Below are 24,223 nucleotides of genomic sequence, written 5' to 3'. Positions count from 1 at the left end.
TCGAGAAAGTGTGGGATATTCTATTTTTAAAAAGGAAGGATAGTGACAGAATCACTAATCCTTCCTTAGCTTATCAAGCTTATTCTGCACTTTAGCGTTGTGGTAAATGGTCAAACCTAAAATAACAGTACTCATCACTCCGGATAGAATAGAACTTCCGACTAGCAACCGGTCTTTTTGTGTGCTCTTCAACATAAACACCTCGCTTTCACTACTAATTTACCCTTGGATATAATATATAAGCCATTTGCAATTCAACTACCCAATCTGATAAAATTGTCAAATTTAGCAGGAAATGAGAGATAATTGGTCGAATTAATGATAATAAATCTCAATTTACTTTTTACATAATCTATTACTAGTAGGTGAAATAAATGGAGATGCAAAAGGATCTTGTTGTTGGCGGCGTGGAATTGAAGTGGGATTTAACTACTGGACAAGTGTTGTTTGAAGGGGGAGACGTTGTTTTTTTCTGGGTGTCTGCCATGAAAACTTTCTTTGACACAATTAATGAAATTACAGGGGAAGAGGCCACGAATCTTGTACTTGAGGCTACTGGATTCCGCCAGGGAATCATCGTCGGTGAAGGCTTCAAGGAAATGAAGGAAATCAATACATCCAATGTGGTGGCCTGGCTCTCGGATACATATGTTCCAGCTGGCTGGGGTTATGTGAGAGTCGAAAAAATGGAAGTTGATACGAAGAATTTCACATTATATATCAAAGATGACTGGGAATATAAAATGAATAAACTTGGTGCCCAAGAAAAACAAGGCATTTTTGTTCCTGCGCATTATGCAGGTGTTTTTACTGGCTTGTTTGGGAGGAACTTCTGGTATAAGATCGTCGAGTACCAAAATGACTCCAACCCATTTACCGTTGTGGAATACTTCCCATCTGACATGAATGTACAGCAAAGCATTTGGCAGATGGCAAGGAGACAAGAAGCAAAGCAAATCCAGCAGCTGGAGAACCTGGTAGCGGAAAAAACCAAAATGCTCCAGGATTTGGTGAAGGAATTATCATCTCCGCTCATTCCGGTTTTAGATGGAATTGTCGTTGTCCCATTGATTGGGAGATACGATGAGGATCGTGCTGAAGATTTGATAATGAACACGCTGAACAATCTGCCAAAATATCAAGCCAGATATGTCTTGCTTGATCTTACTGGCTTAAATAAGGAAATCTCCCCTTATACGGCCGAGTTGATCGAAAAATTAGGTTCGGCGGCCAGATTGCTCGGAGTAGAGGTGATCCTTGTAGGGATTTCAGCTGAACTGGCTATGGTGATAACCGAAACATTGACCGGCCTGAGAAAATATGAATGTCTTCAAACCTTGCAGCATGGTATTTACTATGCCCTAGGAAAAAGCGGGCGGAGGATTGTTTAAGGAAGAAGTGAAGTAAAACTATCCTATAATCCTTTCGACATTCTCTATTAAATGACAAAAACTATATTCCATACTAAATTCACATCTTTGGATAAGAAAAACAACTAAATTTGATTGTTTTTTAAATAACCTGGTGCATTAATCCTAAGAAGGAGTAATGCATTTTTTCTTGTAATTCTTCTTAATCCCGAGAAGTAAGGAGTGGAAAAATGAATCTTAAATTCGGGGGATAATATCAAAGTGAATTATTTTTATTTGCATTTTGCTACTTAAGGGATTCCATCCTATGCAATTGGGTTTTTAAATGGAGCCTAATAGCGTTTATTATCGCTATGATTCTTGTAGGGGTGAACCTGAAAATTAAAAAATACAACAAACTAGAAGGATAGGGAGATTTGCTTGAGAAGCAATCACTTATTTTTGATTACAGTTTTTCTAATTGTATTAACCTCTTTTTCATCAGGTAAGCCAATGGCAACATCTTGGGCATATTCATTTGTAGTTTGGGACGGATATATTTATGTGATAAGTAATGAAAATGTAACAGAAGTTGATAGTGAAATTGGTCAGGTCTCAAGGTATTCGGATATGGAACAGTATTCTGGTAACTTCTCTAATGCTTATAAGAAAGGTACTAAATACTATTCAATTGAAGGTATAGGTACGGACGATGCAATAGCCATAGGAGAATCTGATGGACAATATATAAAGGCATACAGAGAAGGAGAATATGAATTTGATGGAAAGCAAGGTATTCTAAACATTTTTATACTTTCGATATTGTGTATTTTAGTCGTTATTATTTTTAATAAAGTCCAAAAAATCAATCGATGAAAAACGATTCGCTGAATGTAACGGCTTCCAATGGATTAATAACCTTTCAAAATTACTTGGACTAGATTATGGCAATATGGCAGAAGAGGTTTCGAGTTTGGCCGATAGTCTTTACATAACTAATGAAGAAAGATGCAATACATACTACCCTCCAGGATTTTTATTATGACTGGAAAAGCAGGTTTTAAAATCAGGGAAGATATCCAGGTGCGTTATCCAAGGAAGGAGTGCCGTCCTTTTTTGGTGAATCCTTATTGCACATATGGAGATTAGTTGAAGAAACGTGGTTTAGTTCAACATTCAAAAACAGACTATTGCACCACTTTGGTGCAATAGCCGAAAGCGAAAACCAAATCGGAAAAGCAAATTGAATTGCCTCTCTTAAGGCATCACGTTTTTAAGGATTAATCGTAGATTACAGCTTTTCCTTGTTCGCGTAACTTTTTTAAAGATGCAAGCATATGATTTATTTCATCATCGGAATGTCTTTCCCATGAACTTAATTCTGCTACTATTTTCAAAGGAGATTTAGACCTATAAGAACGTGTTGGGTTGCCAGGAAATCTTTTGTCAGTTAAGTTCGGATCATTTTCAAAATCACCTAATGGTTCTACAATAAAAATTCTTTCTTTTGATTTAGATGTTGCTAATTCAGCACCCCATTTAGCAGCATCGAATGTTGCAGTAAAATATATATATTTAGATTTTTCATCTTGGTAATTTGATAAGTGTTGTGGTTCTAATAAATCACCAATTTTTAATGCTGCTTTAGTACCATGAAAAAAAGGACCATTATCTAAGACATCTTTTTTGTCATTCATACTGATACACCTCTTATATTTTTAGATTTGTGTATAACAGTATATTATTGGAATGATAAAAAAAGTAGTCTATAAATTATTTATCTATAGTTGTATAATGTAAGTAGAGAGAATGATTTCGAACGACAACTAACCTATTTACGTTTTAATTTAGCATCACCATTTTGGGTTGTTGCGGATTTTTAAACTGACATATGTCTTATACTTTTAAGCAACAATAGGGTGCGTTGATCCAGAAGGATTAACCGCCTTTTTTTGAACTCTTATTAAACAAACGAGGCAGTTGAACAACACAAATGAAGCTCAAAGCAAGGGTGTGATTGTATTTTTCACGATGGATTTCCAATCAATTTGAGAGATGATGTGAATAAAATAATTAAACTCATTTCGCAAAAGACCTATAATAATGTCACTATTGGAGAATCAGAGGAGATTGTTGAGTATTTTCAAGATGATAACGTGATTAAATTTCCTTATCGGATTTATTACATCGATAATTCAGATGAATTTATAGACAGTTTTAATGAACAACAAAAAATGATTGTGCATTGCATTTATTCAAGAAGTTGTGACGGTTTTGTACGACAAAAACATATGAATTCATTGCTTTTGATGGATTATAAAGATTGGCCAATACCATACATCGTAAAAATATGTGATGAATATGTCTTAGAAATATTAGAAATGATTTATGAAATCTTAAAAGACCAGGACACAGAAAGAATCAAAAAATTTTGTCTTCAAAATAATGTTTCGTTCTGCAAAAGCTATAACAGAATGATTAGCTATTGGAACGAATATTACAGATTTAAATACAATAATTTTCATCAATATATCGGTAGGAAACTATTTAGAGATTGTTTTGGATACTCTAAATCAATGGAACGCAGGAAAAACAGGAGTTTGTGAAACCATACAATTAGACGATCGGGTGCGTTGATCCAGGAAGGATTAACGCTATTTTTGTGGAATTCGCTTATAAAACAAACTGGCAGGTTAATTGAAGAAGCAAGTTTAATTTTATATTTGGAAGGAGAGGGGAGAAAATGAAATTCAGTAATATACTTTTATTATTTATTGCACTACTTTTAGGTTTAGTTGGTTGTCAGGATAAAGAATTATCAGAGACTGCTACGGTTGCAAAAGAATATCTTGAGCAACAAGGGTACAATGTGCTTTCTTATGAAAAACATCAAGAAAGCTATAAAATCACAAAAAGTAAAGTTGAAAGGAAGCCATATCAATTCTTTTGGGGTGTCCCTGGGAATAACCCAGTTCCCTATTATAAAAAAACAGTTGATGTCGAGAAATTTATCGTCAAAAATCACCCATTGGATAATTGGGAATGTTGTGATGGAGTAAAATCAAAAGGTAAAGCTTACACCTACGTATATGTTGTAGAAGGTAAGGTGGTAGGTGGTACTTCGTATCCTTATGGAGTAGATGATGCTGGCTTGGGTGGCGGTTATTGGTCATTAGACGGGAGAACTGGAGATTAACTGTTACTTTTAAAAAGGTATTCAACAAACGGGTGGTGAGTTGAAGATCAGGGCTTTCGTTGTGGCAGCCTTTTCTTATTGTACTAAAGAAGCAGGATAGTTCAATAAGAAATCACAAAAGGAATTAGCATTTACATTAAAATCAGATTAAACGGGGGTTTGAGATGCGAAAAGTTTATCTAGATAGAACAGAATTAACTGGAGCCATAAATGTAAATTTAAAAGATACTGAGGTTATACCAGCAGGTACAACAATTTATCCTATGAGTGTTTATCATAAAAATGAGGAGTATCAAAAATATGCTAACGATTATGATATTCAATTTATCTTTGACGATGATATTCCACATTTAGAATTTTATACGGTTCCATATGTAGATATTATGGCAAAAGATAGTAAAGGTGGATTTATCGGAACTGTTGGTCAACAATGTGATTTGAAAAGTGATACACCAATTTGTTATATCAATAGGCATTTAGAGTGCTTGATAATTTCTAAAAACGGAGAAGATTTTCTGAGTAATATAGGTTCATGGCAAGATAACTTGAAACCCTATGATAAAATTACCGTTTATCGATCGAAAGCAGAAGCAGAAATGAAACTGGAATTTATCGATTTGTCTGTTTGATAGTCCTTCGTCATTATAAATTCATATAGAATTAACGAATGCGTTGATCCAGAAGGATTAAACGCCTTTTTTGTTGAATTCCTTATTGAACAAACGAAGCAGGTTAGTTCAATAAATTGGAAGGAAAAAGGGATATGAAAAGGGAATTACTTAATAAACCATACTAAATAAAGGAGAGGTAGTTTATGAGTAATTCATTTATTGAACAAGTACATTATATTAGAATTCCGGTGAAAAACTTGGAGGAGTCTGCACAATGGTATAGAGATATATTAGGGCTTCAATTATTAACCATTACTGAGGATCCATTTGCCATTATAAAAGTTAATGAGGGACCTTTTTTACTTATCTTAGTTCCTACTGAAGATGATACATTTGCACATTTTACAATTAGTAATGTTCCAGCCTTTAGCATTGGTTTTACAAGTCCAGAACTATCTAAATTTCATACACACCTTATTGAAAATGGTGTTAAGGTTGAGGATATAAAAGAGGATAATGGACATTCCTTTTTTCACTTTTTTGATTTAAATGGAAATAAACTCCAAGTACACTGGTGAGAAATATATATTAAGGTAATATTTAGTGGAAGATCACACTTAATCTAAAAGGGGCATTCTTTATTTAAGAATGCTTTTTTTCTTATTGAAGTAAAGGAGCAGGTTAGTTTAAGTGTAATGATTCACAATTAGCTTTGTTTATTAAGTAGATGAAAGAACGTAATTTATTGTATAACTTCATAGATGATGCGATGCTTCAATTGAGAAGGGGCGCTTTTCTTATTCAACAAACGGGCCCTATTGTTAAAGATCGCTTGGCAATAAGATATTAGTTAGTATAAAGATTGTATATATTTCAAACTAAACCTATTTCAGTGTGAACAATGTGGAGGAGAAATGGTCCCTGAATATTATAAAGGGATTTAGGAGTATCGACTACAGGATTTCCAATAATTATGGTGGAAGAAAAAAGACCGGACGTATTTTGTACGGTTTTTCTTATATTTTTGTAAGATAATTGAGTTTATCGCGTCTTATATATAAGGAGGTGAGATGGTGACACAGATTGAGGATATTTATAATACATACTTTAAAGATGTATTTTTATATGTGTATAGTTTGTCTGGCGATAAGCATATCGCTGAAGATATCACTTCGGAAACTTTTATGAAGGCACTAACATCGCTAGACAGTTTCAGAGGGGATAGTGATATCCGTGTTTGGTTATGCCAAATTGCCAAAAACAGTTATTACTCTTACTTGGGTAAGAAAAAAAACTTTGTAGATTTAAAGTCACTTCCGGAATCAGCTAGTGAAGACAATGTAGAACAAGAAATAACCACTTCGCAAGCGTCTATGAAGGTACATGAAATTATCCAGAATTTAAAAGAGCCATATAAAAAAGTCTTTACGCTCCGTGTATTTGGAGAACTGTCATTTAAGCAAATTGGCAAATTGTATGCAAAAAGTGATAACTGGGCTTGTGTTACTTATCACCGTGCTAGAGAAAAGATTAAAGCGCGATTGGGGGATTATCGATGAAAATTAGTTGTAATATGATTAGGGATATACTGCCTTTATATGTCGAGAATATGGCAAGTCAAGATACTAGAGATATCGTTGAAGAACATATAGCTTCTTGTGAAAACTGCAAAAAACGACTTGAAGAAATGAGGACGCTTGAAGAACTGCCAATAGATACCGATATAGCTCCCTTAAGAAATATACAAAATACATTGCGAAGGGAAAAGCTGCAAACGATTATTCTTACAGTCATGGTAACATTGGTTTTTGCAGTGGTTACAATGGCTTATCTGACAGAGCCAGCATACATTTCTTATAATGAAAATGCAGTTTCGATCATTGAAAAGGATGACGGAACTGTACTTTTGAATTTTAGTGAAGAAGTCTCCGGATTCCATGTAGAACAATATCCAGCAGCAGACAATTCAGGTTATGTCTATGATATAACTACATGGGAAACGATTTGGCAACATAAAATAAGCAAAAACAACCTAGAAAATACTGTCTTAAACCCGAATGGAGAAACGGTCGCTTCAATCTATTATTACAATACCGATGGAAGTGAAAATATTTTAATTTATGGAGATCCAATAACGGATGGTTCTGTCATTACGTTACCTCGGCTAGTTTTAAGCTACTATGTGATGTTTGCTATAGGATTTTTACTTATTTGTGGAATTGGATTGGTCATATTCCGTAAGAACGAAAAAATAAGAAATGGACTAGAAAAAATGATTCTATTGCCTATCTCGTACCTGTTTGCTCACTTAACTATAAAAGGTCTTCACTCTACAACTTACCTTGCTAGACGAGACTTTTATGCAATATTACTAGTCACAATTTCTTTATATTTTGCGTTGTTAGCTGGAAGGAACATATTAAAAAAAATATCAATCAAGAAGCCGAAAAGCACTTTATAATAGTTGTTGCTTTCAGCGATTTTTTTCTGAATTACAGTTCTATTTTACTTGATTCGGAAAAGTTTCCTGATGTATTCAGAGTTCTAAAACATGGCCAAAAAGTATCCTTTGAATTGGTTGAATACCCAAATTTTATTGTTCAGGGGCAAGTTGCAAAAGATGGACTCATTATTTCTGATTAATGAGTTCATCTTCAACGAACGGGTGCGTTGATCCAGGAGGATTAAGGCACCTTTTTGTTGAATTCCTTATTGAACAAACGGGGCAGTTTAGTTGAATAAGAAATTTGAACAATTGGTTAAATTTTGTATTACATAACAGGATAAAGATCCCCATTATCGAATTAATTAAAAAAGGAGTAGAGGCACTAGGAGCTAGTATGTAGGCGGATTAGGGGGGATGTCCAATGAAAGTTAAGGTTGATTACACACTGGTAAAAGATTTTGTTGAGTTCTTTGATACTGAGGATTTTACAGAACAAAATTTTCAACAGTTAGTAACCCAATTTGAATCCAATATCGCATTTAATAAAATGCTTGCCTTTTATGAGGGGGTCTTCAGTAAGGAACAATATTTAGAGATTTTGTACAAATCAATGTGCAATATTGGATACGAAACAGATAATCCTAGCCTGCAGTTACTATATAAAAATCTATGTAAATTAAGAAATATTGATTTATTAAGAAATAAACTTACGTTAATTGAAAGGTATAATTTCAGTAAAATGGAAGAGAAACTCTTGGAAACGCTTCCGGTTAATACTGAAATAAATATTAATATCTATTTCACATTAGATGGGATTAACGGTGGAAGCATTTATGGAAACAATGATATGTTATTAAATGCTATGTTTTTTCCTTCTAATCAAAAGGATCTTTACTTAATAGAAGGGATTCTATTGCACGAATATCATCATATAGGTTTTAAATATTGGTTAAGTAAAATTCCACAATTTAAATTAACAGGAATAGATAAGGGAATTGATATTGCCAGGTATTTATCAATTGCCATATTAAGTGAGGGAGCAGCTACCTATTTATTTAACCATTCACACGATTTGTATCCTCTGGTAGTTGAATCTCACGGAGAGGATTACGCACTAAAATATCGTCAGTCAATGGATAACCGACAACTAAATATTGGCACACTCATTAGAGAATTAGAACAAGATATCCTGAAAGCCCTCAATTATGCCGAAAAAGATGATGAAATAAAAAACCTGATTAATAAATATTCCTTTGACTCCAATGGTTTTGAACCCCGAGACAAAGCAATCGGTTATCATATGTGTAATGTAATCGATAACACATTAGGAAGGGAGCAATTGATAAATTGCTTTGAAGAACCTATTCTTTTCTTTAATTATTACAATAAGGCAGAAAAAAACAGTGAACTTTATTTCACCAGTGATTTTATGAATAAATGGAATACTTCTTGGGGATGTCTTGCTAAATATTAGAAGAGTTCAATTTATTTGTAAAACAATACACTTAAACATACGGGTGCGTTGATCCAGGAAGGATTAAGCACCTTTTTTGTTGAATTCCTTATTGAACAAACGGGGCAGGTTAGCTGAAGAAGAAGTGGTAAGATTACTATTAAAAATAGATGATGAATTGTCCTGAAAGGAGTGATATGGTGAATCCAGAAGTTAAAAATTCCGTACAGAAATTACTCGAACGTGCTGAAAGTGAAGGTAAAATGGGAGAAAGGTGTTCATTAAATCAACTTAATGATTTAAATAAATTATTTAAAAATAAACTCCCCGAATGGCTTATTCAGTTTTATTATAGTACCCCTATTTGTGGTTTAGAAATTGCAACAAAATACTTAGATTCAGAAGATGACCAAGATTACTTAGATATAGAATTCCTAAATGTTAAAGGGATAATCTCTGAAGCTACTGAGGCATATCCAGGTATTTCTTTAATAGATAAGGGCTATTTATGCATTGGAAATGATGCTTTAGGAACAGGAGACCAAATTTATATCTCTTTAGATGAAGGTGAAAATCCACCAGTTTATCAGATATATCACGATGTTAGTGAACATCCCGATGAAATTTTATCAGCAAAAAGAATAATCGCTAATTCTCTATCTGAATTATTTAAAAATGCAAAGGAAACATAACAATTACCTTTTATTTCACGATATCAGGTGCGGAGATCCAGGAAAGATTATTGCACTTTTTTTACAAAATCCTTATGGAACTAAAGGAGCAGGTTAGTTAAATAAGACGGTACATTAAAGACAACAATTTTAAGTAGAAATTTGGGGTTGAAAATATGTGGTACGAACACTTTACTGATAACAAATTCATTTCAATGATTTATACAAAGGTGCCTACTTTAAAAAATTTAAGAATAGAAAAGATTGAAATATCTCGTGAAGGAGATAGATTGACCGTGGGTTTTGATTTGCCTTTTTTCGCTGATAAACCTCCAAAAAAATGGATTGAAGGAAGATATACAACTACTTTTGTTGAATTGGACTTCTTTGATATTCAGGAAGTAAGCATTAAAGCAAGTAGTAATACGTACAGAGGTGATATTGATATTTGCAAGGATGAACAAACAGATTTACTGATAGTAAACATAACAGGAACTGTTGAGGCAAAAATAATAGCTGGTTCTGGAATAATTCAAACTGTAAACGGATATTAGAATACAATCATATGAGTTAACGGGTGCTTTAGTGAAAAATCATATAGAAAAAATGGTGATTAATTAATGGGGATTTTTAAAGAAATATTAGCGGATAACAAAAAATTTAAGGCTGTCATTTTAAAAAGCGAAAAGACATATGAAATCCAGTTGTTTAAATACTTTCCTGAGTGTGTAGATGAAGAAGGTGATACTTGGGAAGAATTTTGGCAGGAAATTACTTATACTAAAACAATAACTGATACAGAACAGAACGCAATAAAACTTGCTAAAGAGGAACTTAGCTTATTGAAGTAACGGGTGCTTATGTTGAACAAGATTGTTTTCATTTTAGATGCAAAAATACAATAAAGCATAAAAATGGCGTGACAAAACTTAAGTCAGTTTACACGCCATTTTAATTGTCATATATATGATATGTGCACCCTGAAACGGAACGGTTTTCATTTTTAACCGAGCGGGTTATTTTCACTAGCAAGTGATTCTTATTTCCCTGATTAAATAATGTCATCCTGGTAATTATCATGTACAGGCAGGGTAATCGTAACGGTTGTTCCTTCATCAACGATGCTAGAGAAATCGATTTTGCCGCCATGGTTTTTAATGATTTTCTGGCAAATCATCAAGCCGAGGCCGGTTCCTTTTTCTTTTGTGCTATAGAAGGGTTCTCCTAGTTTATTGAGACGGTCTTCTGGAATTCCTGCTCCCTGATCCGTAACCTGAATTGAAGCTAGGTTTGCTTCTTTTGAAATAGCCACAAGGATTTCTCCGCCTTTTGTCATCGCCTCTATAGAATTTTGGATTAAATTGATTAACACCTGTTTTATTTTATCCGGTTCACAATCTATGTAAATGCTAGGTGAATCAGTTTTAATCTTAATAAAGGCATCTGATAGCGTTGCCTGAGGATTGAGCAAGTTCACAACGCCGTTCACCAGAGGGACCAAATCTACATTCGATAGATTGGAAGCCTGAGGCTTGGCAAGGACCAGCAAGTCCCCAACTATAGACTCTATACGGGCGAGCTCATCCAGGATGATTTCGGCATAATCTTCTGCTTCTTCTGCCGGGTGCTCACTCAAAAGCTGAGTAAAGCCTTTTATCGCAGTCAAAGGATTCCTGATTTCATGAGCGATTCCGGCCGCCATTTGGCCGATTACTGAAAGTTTTTCAGCTACCTGCAGCTGGTCCTCGGTATTCCTTTGTTCTGTAATATCTTTAATGATGACAAGGGAAACATCTCTGTTTTTGAATACCGTCGGGATAAGCTGCACCTCAGCTCTCTTCGAATCATTATCTTTCCGGATTAAACTGATTTCAAGGTCACTTGAGTCTCTTGTGTCCAAGCTTTCTCGCAGCAACTTATAGTCCTTTGAGTCAGTATAGTCATACAAAGAGGTACCAACTATTTCATCGAAACTAGTTGCGCCCATCAATTTCTTACCCTGTTCATTAATGTAAGTCCATACACCGTTTTTTGTGATGATTCCCATTGTATCCTTGGAATGTTCAAGGAATAACCGATCTCTCTTTTGACGTTCTTTCAGTTTTTCCTCCCGATTTACGCGGTGGGTTACATTTCTTGATATGAGCACAACCTCAGTGTTTGAAAGCCCCTTCGTGCTGCTTGACTCCAGCCAAAGATAATCACCTTCTTTTCTCCTGAAACGAAACATGATTTCTCCGTATTGATTTGAAGAAAAGTAATGTTCTAACTTTTCCTGGTCGAACGGATGGCAAAAATTGAAAATGGACTGATCGTACAGCTCGGCTGATGTATAACCGAAGAGAATTTCACAGGAAGGTGCCGCATATGTAAATCTTCCGTCCAATGTATGACTGGAGAGAAAATCCTTTGCATTCAGCAGTGCTAAGCTTATATCATGGAAATCTTTTATATCTGAGGTATAGGCTCGTTGAGTTTCTTCTTTGATCATTTTAAAAGCCTCCCTTACAATTAATTTCTGTATAATATGTACACGCGACTTAAATCCACTTTCTATTTTACTAGACGAAAGCGAAGAGGAACGAATATTATTTTCAATTTTTGAAAAAATAGAACTTTTATCCCGATTTAAATAGATCAAAAAATGATTACAAAACTTTTTTAAAAGTCCGTCGTCTATAACTTTGAAGGGGGAACGGTTGTGGAGGAAATAACAGCAGAGATGAATGAAATCGAGAATGCGGCAGAGGCGATTGATGAAATCATGACCAGATATGGGCAAGAGATTCTGCAGCTAACGTTTTCGTATGTGAAAAATAAACAAATCGCTGAGGATTTGACTCAGGAGATTTTCGTGAAATGTTATAAATCGCTTCATAAATATAGCGGTAAATCAAAGTTCCGGACCTGGCTATGGCGGATCGCTTCCAACCACTGCAAGGACTATTTGAAAAGCTGGTACAACAAGAATGTTTTTACGACCGATTATCAGCCTATTTATGATTCACTGCAGAGTGATAGTGTCGAGCAAACCGTGATTCAGGACGAAGAAGATGGCCAGTTGGCCGCCGCGGTTATGGAGCTGCCAGTTAACTATCGGGAAGTGATTTACCTTTTTTATTTTGAAGAGATGAGCATCAAGGAAATCTCGGCGGTGACAGAGTTTAAAGAAAACACAATTAAGACACGGCTTAAGCGAGCGAAAGAACTCCTTAAAGAAAGATTGGAGGAAATATAAATGGAAGAACGGCTGAATAAACTCCGAAAATCCATGGAGAAGTCTACTTTTAAAGAATTAAGTTTTTCAGAAAAAATGAGAAAAGAAATTCATAAACAAATAAACATGCCTGATGAAAGTGATGATTTGCTTACGGTAGCAATTCTGCAGCTGCTTCTTCATGAAAAAACAGGCTATGAATTGAAGGGACTGCTAAGGTCGAGGGGCTTCAAGAAGTTTGAGGCCAATGAAGGCTCGGTGTACACGATGCTGCACACACTTGAACAAAAACGGTTGATTGCTTCCTGCTGGAATAGTGAAGGAACGAAATTCTATCAGATTATCGATAAAGGGAGGAAGTATCTCCGTAAGCAGGAGAAAGAATCGTCTTCAGGCCGTATCGTCATAAAAGGAGTGCTGGAGGAGTGATAGAGCTATGAATAATAGATGGGATTATTTTTTAAGTGAAGTGACGAATCATATTCGGTCTAAGGAAGCGAAAAAGTATGTGGCTTCGGAATTGGAATACCATCTTAATGAGGTGAAAAAAGAATGGGTTGGTAAAGGTTTGAGTGAGAGAGAAGCGGAGGAAAAAGCGGTTAGCCAAATGGGAAGTCCGTCAAAGCTTGGACACGAGTTGAATAAACTTCATAAACCTAGGATTGACTGGTGGCTGATCGGTTTGTTGGCTATTACCATGGCACTGAGCTTCCTGCCGCTGATCACATTGGGTGATGAGTTATCAGATGGTTATTTAGTGATGAAAGCTATTCATGTTTTACTAGGTGTGATGATTGCAGCAGCCATGATGTTTATTGATTATCGAAAATTAGAAAACAAAGGCTGGGTATATTATTCTATCGGGGTATTGTTTTTATTCTTATTATTAACGATCCCAAATGCAATCATAAATGGGGTCCCATATTTTATGATTGGCCCTTTCCAGATGGAAAGCCACTACGCACTGCCATTCTTGTTTCTGGGCTGGGCTTCATTTTTCAACAATCCGAAAATCAAACTATGGCAGCGTTTTTTATTATTTGCTTTACCACTGCTTCTTTTAATGGCAGTTCCGAACTTAGCAGTTAGCTTCATTTATATGGTAATGATTTTTATAATGATGTGGTGGAGCACGTTTAGTCGAAAAACTGCAACTCTCATAACGATCACGTCAATAATGGGAGTTGCAGCTTTTAGCACGTTTGCCTGGTTCACTGTGAAAGAATACCAGCTTGCAAGGATATTAGGATTCCTGAATCCTGAAAAATATCCAGACAGCTGGGGATATATGTATCTGCAACTGAAAGAACGATTATCCTCTGCCGGTTGGTTCGGTTCTGCCGTCAAAACTGAAGCATTGCCATTCGAGCATACCGATTACGCATTCGTGAATCTGACTTATCATTACGGTTATTCGTTTGGGATTGGCTTATTCGTGATTCTCTCACTGTTTGCGGCGAGAATTGTTATGATATCCACTCAAATCAACACTCGCTTTGGAAACCTGTTGCTGGTCGGCGGGGTGACATTGTTCCTCGTTCAATTCATCTACAATGTTGGAATGATGATTGGTCTGCTTCCACTGACGTCTATGTCTCTGCCATTCATCAGTTATGGATTTATCCCGATGCTATTTAATGCGTTTATTATGGGAGTCGTTCTGAGTGTTTATCGGAGGAAGGATATAAAGATAAATAGAGCGGCTTGATGCTGGGGGAGGAGCTTTGTTTAAGGTTCCTCTCTTATTTTTGTGGAAGTTACATTAATTTAGTTTTTTTTGGTGCCCTGATTCGTTCTATTTTTGAGATATAGGTCACCAATAGGCTGTATTGGTGCCCTGTTTTTTCGAATTCTCGAGATATAGGTCACCAATAGACTGTATTGGTGCCCTGTTTTTTCGTATTTTCGAGACTTAGGTCACCAATAGGCTGTATAGGCGCCCTGTTTTTCCGTATTTCCGAGATTTAGGTTACGAATAGGCTGTATTGGTGCCCTGTTTTTCCGTATTTCTGAGATTTAGGTCATTAATAGGCTGTATTGGTGCCCTGTTTTTTCATATTTTCAAGATTTAGGTCATCAATAGACTGTATTGGTGCCCTGTTTTTTCATATTTTCAAGATTTAGGTCATCAATAGACTGTATTGGTGCCCTGTTTTTTCATGTTTCAGGAGATTTAGTTCACCAATGGAATATAAAGTTGATCTTTTACATTTCAATTTCAAAATTCAAAAATATATGTTTGCCAATTTATTCTTTTAGTGTAAAATTACACTAAATATAATGAGTTTTGGAGGTCTTCGAAATGAAGAAGGATTCTGGTTTTTTGATTATTTATCTAGTAATTATGCCTCTTTTTCTATCGTTATTAGGGTTTGCAGTTTTATCAATTGAAAGGTTCGGTCCGCCAGCCCTGTTAGGGATTATCTCGATTGTTGCTATGATCATAGGGTTTCGATTTGGGAAAAGACCACAGGCCAAAACGCTTTATGGTCGGTATCTGCCGATTTATACTCCGCTTTTACTGACGGTGCTCCTTGCTGCAGTTGGGATGATTATATCAAAGGGGTTCTTCGGTCATCAGGTATGGGTAGTTTTCGTATTCACGCTGTTCCCTTTTTTACCGAATTCGTTTTTATCCGCGATGATGGGACAATTTATTTACATATTTGCAGTGCCGTTCGCTTATTATTTATTCTTTTTGATCGGCTATATCGTATCCGAACGGAGGACGAAGTCGAAAGTTACTTTCAGGAAGCTGAATCTGTTTGCGGGGATTGGCATCATTGTCCTATTGTTGGCTGTTATTGGTTCAATCCATATTGAGCGAAGCAAGCATATCCTTCCGCCATCATATGGCTTTGATTATGGCAATGGCTTTTCGAGTGTTGACCTGGAGCCGTATTATGTGACGAACCCCAATAACATCCTGCCAAAGCTTCAAGAACCGGCGAGTTTCAGTGTGGAAACTCAAAGCGAAATGCCCATTTTGGATGGAGCGGAGGCAGCGTATCCCGTTTATGCTGCATTCGCAAACGCAACCTACATAGATATTAAAAACAATAACGCGCTACCATCAGGTGAGGAGATTGTTAGTTTCACGAATACAATTTATGCTTTTGAAAGACTAGTATCAGGAGAGGTTGATATTTTCTTCGGAGCCCAGCCTTCTGCTTCGCAACAAAGCCTAGCAGAGAGCAGGGGGAAGGAACTCGTTCTCACACCAATTGGCAAGGAAGCCTTTGTGTTTTTTGTAAATGAAAAGAATCCTGTTGAATCCCTGTCTTCGGAGCATATTAAATCCATTTATTCTGGTAAAATAACCAATTGGAATGAAGTTGGTGGAGAGGATAATAAGATCATGGCGTTCCAGCGGCCAGCGGACTCGGGCAGCCAGACAATCATGGAAAAATTCATGGGTGATACGCCATTGGTGCCGGCGCTAAAAGAAGAAGTTGCTGGAATGGGCGATGTAATGGAGGAGGTTGCCAGCTACCGCAACTACAATAATTCAATAGGTTACTCATTTCGTTTTTTCACAACCGGCATGAATCCGAATGAAAAGATCAAGCTGATCTCACTGAACGGAGTCGAGCCATCACCTGAAAATATTGCATCAGGTAAATATCCATATGTCGTCAATCTATATGCTATTACAGTAAAGGACAACCCGAAAAAATCCGTCCAGCCTATGCTTGAGTGGATGCAGGGTCCCGAGGGCCAGAAGTTGCTTGAGGAGATTGGTTATATTCCATTACATTAGGGATAACACAAGTTAAAACAATCAATCAAAGAGGCTAAACCAGGAAAATACTTGGTTTAGCCTTTATTTTTAGTCGTCGACTTTGTAATAAAAAGCTTAAAGATAAAGACTAGCTATTCCACCTAGCAGTAAAAGAATGGTGCCGGTTAATAGAGCTATTTTGGTAGGACGATTCGATTTATGAAAAATCCTTAAGAACATCCGTCAACACCTCACTTAGAAAGAGTTTAGCTAACTTTAATACGTTTATGTAATGGAAAAGATTCATGTATTACAAGAATGGGCTCTTTGTTCCATTATTCTCAAATGAAAAAAGGATGGTTCCTGACTCGAAATCCATCCCCATTTGTCATCATTAATCACCATCAAGCATTCTGAAGACTCCGCCAAGGACACTGCCTTCGCCTTTGTTTTGTCCTCCGGCTTGTGGAGCGGCTGCAAATACTCTGCTGGCTAGGCGGCTGAATGGAAGTGATTGGATCCATATAGTTCCTGGTCCTCTAAGTGTCGCAAAGAAAAGTCCTTCTCCGCCAAATAAGGCTGTTTTAATTCCTTTTACCATTTCGATGTCGTAATTCACGTTGCTTGTCATTGCAACCAGGCAGCCAGTATCGACTTTGATGACCTCTCCTGGTTGAAGTTCTCTTTTATGTATCGTTCCGCCAGCGTGGACAAATGCCATTCCGTCTCCTTCAAGCTTCTGCATGATGAAGCCTTCTCCGCCGAAGAAGCCTGCTCCAAGCTTCCTTTGGAATTCAACCCCCACTGAAACACCTTTTGCCGCAGCGAGGAAAGCATCCTTTTGGCAGATGATCTTTCCACCATTCTCACTCAAATTCATCGGAATGATTTTACCAGGATAAGGAGAGGCGAATGATACATGCTTCTTATCGTGGCCAGTATTGGTAAATGTGGTCATGAAAAGGCTCTCGCCCGTCAATAATCGTTTTCCCGCTCCAAAGAGCTTGCCAACGAAACCGCCGCCACTGCCTGAACCATCGCCAAAAATCGTTTCCATTTCAATTTGCTGATCCATCATCATCAGACTGCCAGCTTCAGCTACAACTGTTTCATTCGGATCCAATTCAACCTCGACAAACTGCATGTCATCGCCATAGATTTTAAAATCAATTTCATGGTTTCTCAATGCTATTCCCTCCAAATAATTGAGTTTACATGTTCATTGTACAACTTTGTGTTGGAAGTTGCAGAATATTTTTATAGTCATGCTTAGGGATTTATTTGAGGATGTTATGCGGTAGTGTTTCATTTTTGAAGCAATGGCCGAATCAATTTGATTTTTCCAAACTCTTGCGTCCCTTGTTCTCGAAGGAACTAAAAGTAATCAGTTTCAGACGCATTCTTCTGTAAAAATTTAAATAGGCTTTTGCATATGTGACAAATGCCGTTTCGTCTTCATAAATTGGTGAAGAGTATTCTTATTAATTATGTTTGTACCATGTATATAGGAATATTTTCGATAGTGCTCAACGTTGTGACTTGTATTTTGGAGCCCTGTATTTATCCGAGGAGGTAAAGAATAATGATGAATAATTTTCAAAATGAACTGCAAATGCTTAATGTTGGTGATTTCCAGGCAACTCAGCCGGTTAGCTGGGATCAAAACCAATACCATTCAGGGGATGAGCGAATTTTTCTAGGCCTGGGTGGTTTTGGCGGTTGTTTCGGTTTTTCTTGCTTCTTTAGCTGCTTTGGCTGCGGCGGATGTTTCCGTTGTGGAGGCTGCGGAGGATGTGGAAGATGTGCTCGTTGCGGCGGGTGCGGACGCTGTGGTGGTTGCGGCCGCTGCCATCGCGGTTAAGTTAGACAATACAGACTTTAGCCCCTGCGGAAGTTTTGCAGGGGCTTTGTTCTTTAATGTGAGACATAAGGGACAAATTGCGCTACATACGATGATAATGACAGTCAATGAAGGAGAGTAAAGGCATTTGTGCCTGAGGAGGAGTGAGATGGTGAAGCTGGACCCTTCTATGGTATTGAAGGTGAAAAGAGATACATTTTATCTCGCAGAGCCAAACAGTGGTGTGTATTTAAGGAATAATTCATGTTCATTCCGTCTTGAAGGCAATGGAATTGACCAGTGGGTTGAAAAGCTATTGCCAATGTTTAACGGGGAGTATTCGCTGGGAAAATTGACCGGTGGCCTGCCTGAAGCTTACAGGCAGCGCGTTTATCAAATTGCTGAAGTTCTTCTTGAAAATGGTTTTGTCAGGGATGTGAGACAGGATGAACAGCATCAATTATCTGAGCAAGTACTGAAAAAATTCGCTTCGCAAATTGAGTTTGTCGACAATTTGGCTGGTTCAGGTGCGTCAAGATTCCAGTCATTCCGCAAGGCAAAGGTACTGGCCGTCGGCTCAGGTCCCATGTTGAATTCTCTCGTTTCCATTTTGCTGGAATCCGGTCTGCAGAAAATGAATGTCTCTATTACAGATGAAATCCCGACGAATAGAAAAAGGTTGGCTGAGCTTGTGAATTATGCACGTAAAACAGACTCGGAGTTGGAGTACGAGGAGCATAATAGTAAGGATTGGAGCGAGGTGCTTAGCCCTTTCGATGTGGTCCTCTATGTTTCACAAAGCGGCAATGTTGAAGAACTGCGGCTTTTGCAATCGATCTGCAGGGAGGTTAGGAAAACGTTCATTCCAGCCATACTGTTCAAACAAACAGGCATGGCCGGTCCCTTGTTTGCTCCTGATTCAGAGCTTTGCTGGGAGTCGGCGTGGAGGCGATTGCATTCTTCTGTTTTGGAAAATGAGCACAAGGTCTCTGCCGCATCTTTGACCACCGGAGCATTGCTGGCAAACGTTATTACATTTGAATTATATAAAGAACTTGCGGGCATCACGAAAGCTGAACAAAGAAACAGAATTTATTTGCTGAATTTAGAAACTCTCGAGGGAAGCTGGCATTTGGTTTCGCCACATCCACTAGTAACAGGCGTTTTCTCATCCATAAAGGTAGGAGATCTTGAGAATCGGCTTGGTCATGACCAAAGAAAAGGTGAACGTGAAAAACTTCTGCAGTATTTCAGTCTATTGACTTCAAAAGAGACTGGGATATTACATGAATGGGAGGAAGGGGACCTTAAGCAGCTTCCATTGGCACAATGCAGAGTCCAGGCAGCTGATCCATATTCAGGTGGGCCGTCTGAATTACTGGCAGCAAGGGTTTGTACAGGGTTCACACATGAAGAAGCACGAATGGAGGCGGCGTTGACGGGAATTGAAGCATACGCAGCCCGCATGGCGGAAGTGATTGAGAATGGCCGAACTTTGGGTGTTGGTGCCGGTGAATCTTTTCCGGAAGCTGTTGGGCGAGGGCTCCAAAAATGTCTCTCAAAAGAATTGAACAATCGACTGCTCAGCGGGAAAGAGTCTATTTCCCTTATTGACCTTGAGCTTATTGAGGATGAGAGATGTGCTTTCTATTTAAAGGCTCTTACGACGATACAGGGAATACCTTTAGCGGGGGCCGGAAAGGAAGTTCATGGTTTCCCTGTTATCTGGATTGGAACGGAGAAAGGCTGGTATGGAAGTGCAGGGCTGAATAATACGTTGGCGTTAAGAAGCGCTTTACAGAATGCATTATCCGATTTTCAAAATGAGTCAGATGGAGATGGAGCTAAAGTCCTGAAAGATTCAGAGGTTCATTATTGGGAAAGGGATAAACAAATCTTAACGATTCCGGAATGTACAGGTAGGATTCAGCTTGAAACACTGCAGGATGCCATTGAGGTTCTTAAACAGAACAGAACTCAAATGTCAGTGTATGAATTAAGCATTGAACCGATTTTCAACCAGCAACTAGATGGGGTATATGGTGTGTCGCTGCGAGAGGAGGGATTGAGTTGAGTTCCTTCGTAGTCATTATTGGGGAAGGATTGCTGGCCGATTCGGTTGCTGAAGAATTATCATCACGCTACCAGATGTTCAGAAGGACTGATTTTGAGAATGGACTGCCAGAAAATTCAGAGTTGATTCTTGTCCTTCATGATTCTTGGAATCCCATGGCGCATCAAAAAGCTGAAAAAGCCGTAAAACTAAGTGGCAGTCCCTGGCTCCGTGCCTTTGTTTCGTTTGGAGAAGGAATCATTGGGCCGCTCGTCAGGCCAGGCACACCCGGATGTTCCCAATGTGCTGACCTGAGGAGACTGCTGGGGGGGCAGGAACGGAGCGAAATGCAAGAGGTGAAGCGAAAGCTGTCTGAAAAAGAAACGAGTTCAGACCCTTGGGCATCTAAAAATGGCCTTCTGCATCTGGTTCATTTAATAGTAACCGAAGCAGATCGAGTACTTGCGGGCAAGGAGGGCCTTTCGGCAGGACGGATGTATTTTACCGACTTAAAAACATTGAATGGATCGTGGCATACATTCCTGGCAGATTCCCTGTGCCACGTTTGCAGTTCAATTCCAGACGATTCAGCTTCTCTTGCAAAGATCTCATTAAATCCAAGTCCGAAGATCAGTGCGAGCAGCTACCGATGTACACCGCTGGAAAAGATGAAGGAAGCGCTCATTGGCGATTATTTTGATAATCGGACAGGGCTGTTAAACAGTAAAATGTACGATTTGGTCACCCCCTTCGCCGATGCGAGCGTCAATCTGCCAATGATTTCCGGAGGCAATGAGGGTACAGCCGGCAGGACACAATGCTACGCAGAAAGCGAATTGACTGCCATACTGGAAGGGCTTGAGCGTCACTGCGGACTTCAGCCTCGCGGGAAGCGGACAGTCATTCATGATAGTTACCGTAACCTGGAAAAGCAGGCCTTGAACCCACTGGAAGTAGGTGTCCATGCCGATGAAGAATATGTAAAGCCAGGTTTTCCGTTTCAACAATTCGACCCTGACCGGCCGATGGATTGGGTTTGGGGGTACTCGCTTGTAGAAGAGCGTCCGATTCTCGTCCCCGAGCTGCTTTCCTATTATAGTCTGGGATGCGGATCAGCCGGGTTTGTTTATGAAACGTCAAATGGCTGCGCGCTTGGCGGAAGCAGGGAAGAGGCGATTTTCTACGGCATCATGGAAGTAGTAGAGCGTGATTCTTTCCTTTTGTCCTGGTACTCAAAGTTGAAACTGCCCCGCCTCGATCTTCAATCTGCTGAAGATGAAGAACTGCTTTTGATGGCGGAGCGGATGAGGGCTGTAGCTGGATATGATTTGTATTTATTTAATGCCACCATGGAGCACGGTATTCCAAGTGTCTGGGCGATGGCGAAAAACAGGAAGGATAATGGGTTGAACATTATTTGTGCGGCAGGGGCACATCTTGATCCAGTTAAGGCCGCCAAAAGCGCGGTTCAGGAGCTCGCCGGCATGATGCTCAATCTCGATGAAAAACTGGAAGGAAACAAGGAAAAATACTTGCAAATGCTTGATGATGATTCACTAGTACGAGAGATGGATGATCACGGAATGCTATACGGATTGCCGCAGGCGGAGGAACGCTTAGGCTTCCTGCTCGATGAAGATCGAGCATTACAGAGTTTTCAAGACGCGTTTCAAAAGGAGTCGCGACATCCGGACCTAACGGAAGATTTGAATGATATCCTCAAGGAATTTCGGCGATTGGGGCTCAATGTCATCGTTGTCGACCAGACTCCTCCTGAAATAAGGAAAAATGGGCTTTATTGTGTAAAAGTATTGATACCGGGGATGCTGCCCATGACCTTTGGACACCATCTGACCCGTCTCAAAGGACTTGACCGGGTGCTCCACGTCCCAATGAAGCTTGGATATGTGAAAGAACCTTTGTCACGTGAAGAACTAAATCACTTCCCGCATCCGTTCCCTTAGGAGGCAGCAGGATGAATCTTAATCAATTTTTAATGGATCTTCAGTTTAATATAGACCGTGCCAATCAGCAAAACTGGGAACCAAACTGGGAAGACGCTCCTCTTACCTATAAACTGTATAAAGGGTTGCCAGTGGTGCCACTATCCGGGGAGGTGCCCTTGTCCCTGGCAGAAAACAAGACGCCAGCCAGGCCGGGGATAGAGGAGATTGGACATTTCCTCTGGTATATTTATGGAATCACTCAAGTAAGCGAGTCGTTTTTTTCTGATGATGCAGATCCAGCCCATACTTATAGGAGGCATGCTCCTTCTGGCGGGGGACTTTACCCGAACGAACTTTATGTATATTTAAAGATAGACGATCTGCCTGAAGGGATTTACCATTTTGATCCAGCCCATCACCGCCTTGCTTTGCTCAGAGCTGGCAACTTCGATTCCTATATTGCTGCCGCACTTGGTGACCGTTGCGATATCTCTTCATGCTTTGGGACCGTGTTCATTTCTACGATGTTTTGGAAAAACTTCTTTAAATACAATAATTTTTCCTATCGGCTCCAAGGATTGGATGCTGGGGTACTGATGGGGCAGCTGCTGGCAACGGCGAAACGTTTTGGTTTCGCTTCTGGTGTTTACTTTCAATATCTGGATTCGGCAATCAATCATCTTCTCGGATTATGTGAGAAGGAGGAGAGTGTGTATTCAATTATTCCGCTGTCAGTGGAAACGACAAACTGGTCTGCAAATGGAACAGCTTCCCACAAAAACATAACGTCAGAAGAATTGAAAAGGGAATTGAAACCTCTTGAATTTAAGAGTCATGAAAGGTCGAAGAAAGTATTAGAGTTTCCTAAACTAATAACCTTGAATGAAGCAGCAAAAATGGGGTCGACCGAGTCGATTAACAGGCTTTGTAACCAACCTAGTGAAGTTAAGGGGAATCGACAGATTACTCTTCCTAGAACTGAATCATTACCGTTTGATTTGGCAGAGGTAAGCAAAAAACGTTCTTCTCCAGAAATGGATTTTGTTTTATCTAGGGTTAGTCAGCAGCAGCTGGCTGACCTGTTGAAGGAGTCAATGGCTGCTTTTTCCTACCGGAATGATTTGGACGATATTTACTGCAGCCATGAGTCCAGAGTTTCAATTTATGGCTGTTTCTACAATATAGAAGGGATCCCCCATGGAGCCTACTACTACAACCATGCAGAACATACTCTAAAAGAAATCCAGCAAGGGGACCACCGCCTGCGTTTACAAACAGGATTGTCAATAGATAACGTTAACCTGCAGCAAGTACCACTTTGCTTGCATGTCGCTGGCAATAAGGATTTTTTTCGAGAAGAATTAGGATATAGAGGCTACCGGATATTACAAATGGAAGCAGGAATGCTCGTACAAAATTTACTTTTAACAGCTTCTGCTCTTGGATTAGGGGGCCACCCCCTGCTAGGGTTTGATGCAGGCAAGGCCGATGAGCTTTATAGAATGATAGGGAAAACCAGCTTAATCCAAATACCAATTGGCTCATACCGTCCACGGGCATGGTTAAAAGGAAGTTTGCATAGTTAGGAACCAGAAATAGTTGATAAAGAAAGGCAAGGGAACACACTCCCTTGCCTTTCTTTTGATGGCCGGAACTTATTTTCATGAGTCCGTAGTTATATAGCATAAACATCAGCAAAAAAGCTGTGCGGAATCCTAAG

23 protein-coding genes are annotated in these 24,223 nt (G+C 38.8%); 19 read left to right on the top strand and 4 right to left on the bottom strand.

The annotated features are described in order from the left end of the window. Nucleotides 1-54: 54 nt before the first annotated feature. Nucleotides 55-195 carry a hypothetical protein gene (locus tag TY49_RS24500; RefSeq protein WP_156972589.1) on the bottom strand — a complete coding sequence of 47 codons (141 nt, stop codon included), beginning with the start codon at nucleotides 193-195 and terminating at the stop codon, nucleotides 55-57. 179 nt (nucleotides 196-374) lie between these two features. On the opposite strand from TY49_RS24500, the gene TY49_RS02895 reads away from it, so the two are divergent. Next, nucleotides 375-1,391, top strand: coding sequence for an STAS domain-containing protein (locus TY49_RS02895; protein ID WP_041964392.1), 1,017 nt, complete (start codon nucleotides 375-377; stop codon nucleotides 1,389-1,391). A 399-nt stretch (nucleotides 1,392-1,790) separates the two neighbouring features. Beyond that, complete coding sequence (locus TY49_RS25135) at nucleotides 1,791-2,225, top strand: hypothetical protein (RefSeq protein ID WP_052442064.1); 435 nt, start codon at nucleotides 1,791-1,793, stop codon at nucleotides 2,223-2,225. Between the two features lie 404 nt (nucleotides 2,226-2,629). On the opposite strand, the gene arr is transcribed toward TY49_RS25135, so the two are convergent. After that, the gene (gene arr / locus TY49_RS02885) at nucleotides 2,630-3,046 is read right to left on the bottom strand and encodes an NAD(+)--rifampin ADP-ribosyltransferase (RefSeq protein WP_041964391.1); all 417 of its coding nucleotides are present in this window, start codon (nucleotides 3,044-3,046) and stop codon (nucleotides 2,630-2,632) included. 1,046 nt (nucleotides 3,047-4,092) lie between these two features. Here arr and TY49_RS02875 point away from each other — a divergent pair. The 9 genes from TY49_RS02875 to TY49_RS02835 all read left to right on the top strand — a co-directional run bounded on the left by TY49_RS02875 (nucleotide 4,093) and on the right by TY49_RS02835 (nucleotide 10,577). After that, nucleotides 4,093-4,545 carry a hypothetical protein gene (locus TY49_RS02875; protein ID WP_041964390.1) on the top strand — a complete coding sequence of 151 codons (453 nt, stop codon included), beginning with the start codon at nucleotides 4,093-4,095 and terminating at the stop codon, nucleotides 4,543-4,545. A 164-nt stretch (nucleotides 4,546-4,709) separates the two neighbouring features. Further along, nucleotides 4,710-5,174, top strand: coding sequence for a hypothetical protein (locus tag TY49_RS02870; protein WP_041964389.1), 465 nt, complete (start codon nucleotides 4,710-4,712; stop codon nucleotides 5,172-5,174). A 185-nt stretch (nucleotides 5,175-5,359) separates the two neighbouring features. Continuing rightward, a complete protein-coding gene (locus TY49_RS02865; RefSeq protein ID WP_041964388.1) occupies nucleotides 5,360-5,734 on the top strand; it encodes a VOC family protein in 375 nt (124 codons plus the stop codon). Between the two features lie 492 nt (nucleotides 5,735-6,226). Next, nucleotides 6,227-6,715 carry an RNA polymerase sigma factor gene (locus TY49_RS02860; RefSeq protein ID WP_198135576.1) on the top strand — a complete coding sequence of 163 codons (489 nt, stop codon included), beginning with the start codon at nucleotides 6,227-6,229 and terminating at the stop codon, nucleotides 6,713-6,715. Continuing rightward, on the top strand, nucleotides 6,712-7,617 hold the full coding sequence (locus TY49_RS02855) for a zf-HC2 domain-containing protein (RefSeq protein WP_041964387.1): 906 nt from the start codon (nucleotides 6,712-6,714) through the stop codon (nucleotides 7,615-7,617). The genes TY49_RS02860 and TY49_RS02855 overlap by 4 nt, the downstream gene beginning before the upstream one ends. A gap of 406 nt (nucleotides 7,618-8,023) precedes the next feature. Next, nucleotides 8,024-9,076 carry a DUF5700 domain-containing putative Zn-dependent protease gene (locus TY49_RS02850; RefSeq protein ID WP_041964386.1) on the top strand — a complete coding sequence of 351 codons (1,053 nt, stop codon included), beginning with the start codon at nucleotides 8,024-8,026 and terminating at the stop codon, nucleotides 9,074-9,076. Between the two features lie 176 nt (nucleotides 9,077-9,252). Next, nucleotides 9,253-9,747, top strand: coding sequence for an SMI1/KNR4 family protein (locus TY49_RS02845; protein WP_198135575.1), 495 nt, complete (start codon nucleotides 9,253-9,255; stop codon nucleotides 9,745-9,747). A 155-nt stretch (nucleotides 9,748-9,902) separates the two neighbouring features. Beyond that, nucleotides 9,903-10,280, top strand: coding sequence for an Imm50 family immunity protein (locus TY49_RS02840; RefSeq protein ID WP_041964384.1), 378 nt, complete (start codon nucleotides 9,903-9,905; stop codon nucleotides 10,278-10,280). Between the two features lie 66 nt (nucleotides 10,281-10,346). After that, a complete protein-coding gene (locus tag TY49_RS02835) occupies nucleotides 10,347-10,577 on the top strand; it encodes a hypothetical protein (protein WP_041964383.1) in 231 nt (76 codons plus the stop codon). Nucleotides 10,578-10,777: 200 nt separating this feature from the next. Here the strand turns inward: TY49_RS02835 and TY49_RS02830 are convergent, their stop codons facing one another. Next, nucleotides 10,778-12,217 carry an ATP-binding protein gene (locus TY49_RS02830; RefSeq protein WP_041964382.1) on the bottom strand — a complete coding sequence of 480 codons (1,440 nt, stop codon included), beginning with the start codon at nucleotides 12,215-12,217 and terminating at the stop codon, nucleotides 10,778-10,780. A gap of 210 nt (nucleotides 12,218-12,427) precedes the next feature. Here TY49_RS02830 and TY49_RS02825 point away from each other — a divergent pair, with 210 nt between their 5' ends. The 4 genes from TY49_RS02825 (at nucleotide 12,428) to TY49_RS02810 (ending at nucleotide 16,703) form a co-directional block, all read left to right on the top strand. Beyond that, nucleotides 12,428-12,964, top strand: coding sequence for a sigma-70 family RNA polymerase sigma factor (locus tag TY49_RS02825; RefSeq protein WP_041964381.1), 537 nt, complete (start codon nucleotides 12,428-12,430; stop codon nucleotides 12,962-12,964). Next, a complete protein-coding gene (locus TY49_RS02820) occupies nucleotides 12,965-13,372 on the top strand; it encodes a PadR family transcriptional regulator (RefSeq protein ID WP_041964380.1) in 408 nt (135 codons plus the stop codon). It begins immediately after the preceding gene. A gap of 7 nt (nucleotides 13,373-13,379) precedes the next feature. Then, nucleotides 13,380-14,651: an FtsW/RodA/SpoVE family cell cycle protein gene (locus TY49_RS02815; RefSeq protein ID WP_041964379.1), complete on the top strand. Its 1,272-nt coding sequence runs from the start codon at nucleotides 13,380-13,382 to the stop codon at nucleotides 14,649-14,651. A 594-nt stretch (nucleotides 14,652-15,245) separates the two neighbouring features. After that, nucleotides 15,246-16,703 (top strand): PstS family phosphate ABC transporter substrate-binding protein, encoded by a 1,458-nt coding sequence (locus TY49_RS02810; RefSeq protein ID WP_041964378.1) that lies wholly within the window; start codon nucleotides 15,246-15,248, stop codon nucleotides 16,701-16,703. A gap of 355 nt (nucleotides 16,704-17,058) precedes the next feature. On the opposite strand, the gene TY49_RS02805 is transcribed toward TY49_RS02810, so the two are convergent. Beyond that, a complete protein-coding gene (locus TY49_RS02805) occupies nucleotides 17,059-17,850 on the bottom strand; it encodes a TIGR00266 family protein (RefSeq protein ID WP_041964377.1) in 792 nt (263 codons plus the stop codon). A gap of 396 nt (nucleotides 17,851-18,246) precedes the next feature. Here TY49_RS02805 and TY49_RS24075 point away from each other — a divergent pair, with 396 nt between their 5' ends. From TY49_RS24075 to TY49_RS02785, 4 genes are all read left to right on the top strand, one after another. Continuing rightward, nucleotides 18,247-18,525, top strand: coding sequence for a heterocycloanthracin/sonorensin family bacteriocin (locus TY49_RS24075; RefSeq protein ID WP_319004982.1), 279 nt, complete (start codon nucleotides 18,247-18,249; stop codon nucleotides 18,523-18,525). Nucleotides 18,526-18,673: 148 nt separating this feature from the next. After that, nucleotides 18,674-20,578 carry a putative thiazole-containing bacteriocin maturation protein gene (locus tag TY49_RS02795; protein WP_041964375.1) on the top strand — a complete coding sequence of 635 codons (1,905 nt, stop codon included), beginning with the start codon at nucleotides 18,674-18,676 and terminating at the stop codon, nucleotides 20,576-20,578. Further along, complete coding sequence (locus TY49_RS02790) at nucleotides 20,575-22,521, top strand: TOMM precursor leader peptide-binding protein (protein ID WP_041964374.1); 1,947 nt, start codon at nucleotides 20,575-20,577, stop codon at nucleotides 22,519-22,521. Before TY49_RS02795 ends, TY49_RS02790 begins: the two co-directional genes overlap by 4 nt. 11 nt (nucleotides 22,522-22,532) lie before the next feature. Beyond that, entirely contained in the window at nucleotides 22,533-24,089 is a 1,557-nt protein-coding gene (locus TY49_RS02785) for a SagB family peptide dehydrogenase (protein ID WP_041964373.1), read from the top strand. Nucleotides 24,090-24,223 lie beyond the last annotated feature (134 nt).

The organism is Mesobacillus selenatarsenatis SF-1 (assembly GCF_000813125.1).
Taxonomy (GTDB): Bacteria; Bacillota; Bacilli; order Bacillales; family Cytobacillaceae; genus Mesobacillus; species Mesobacillus selenatarsenatis.
This window is presented reverse-complemented; position numbering and strand designations above follow the sequence as displayed.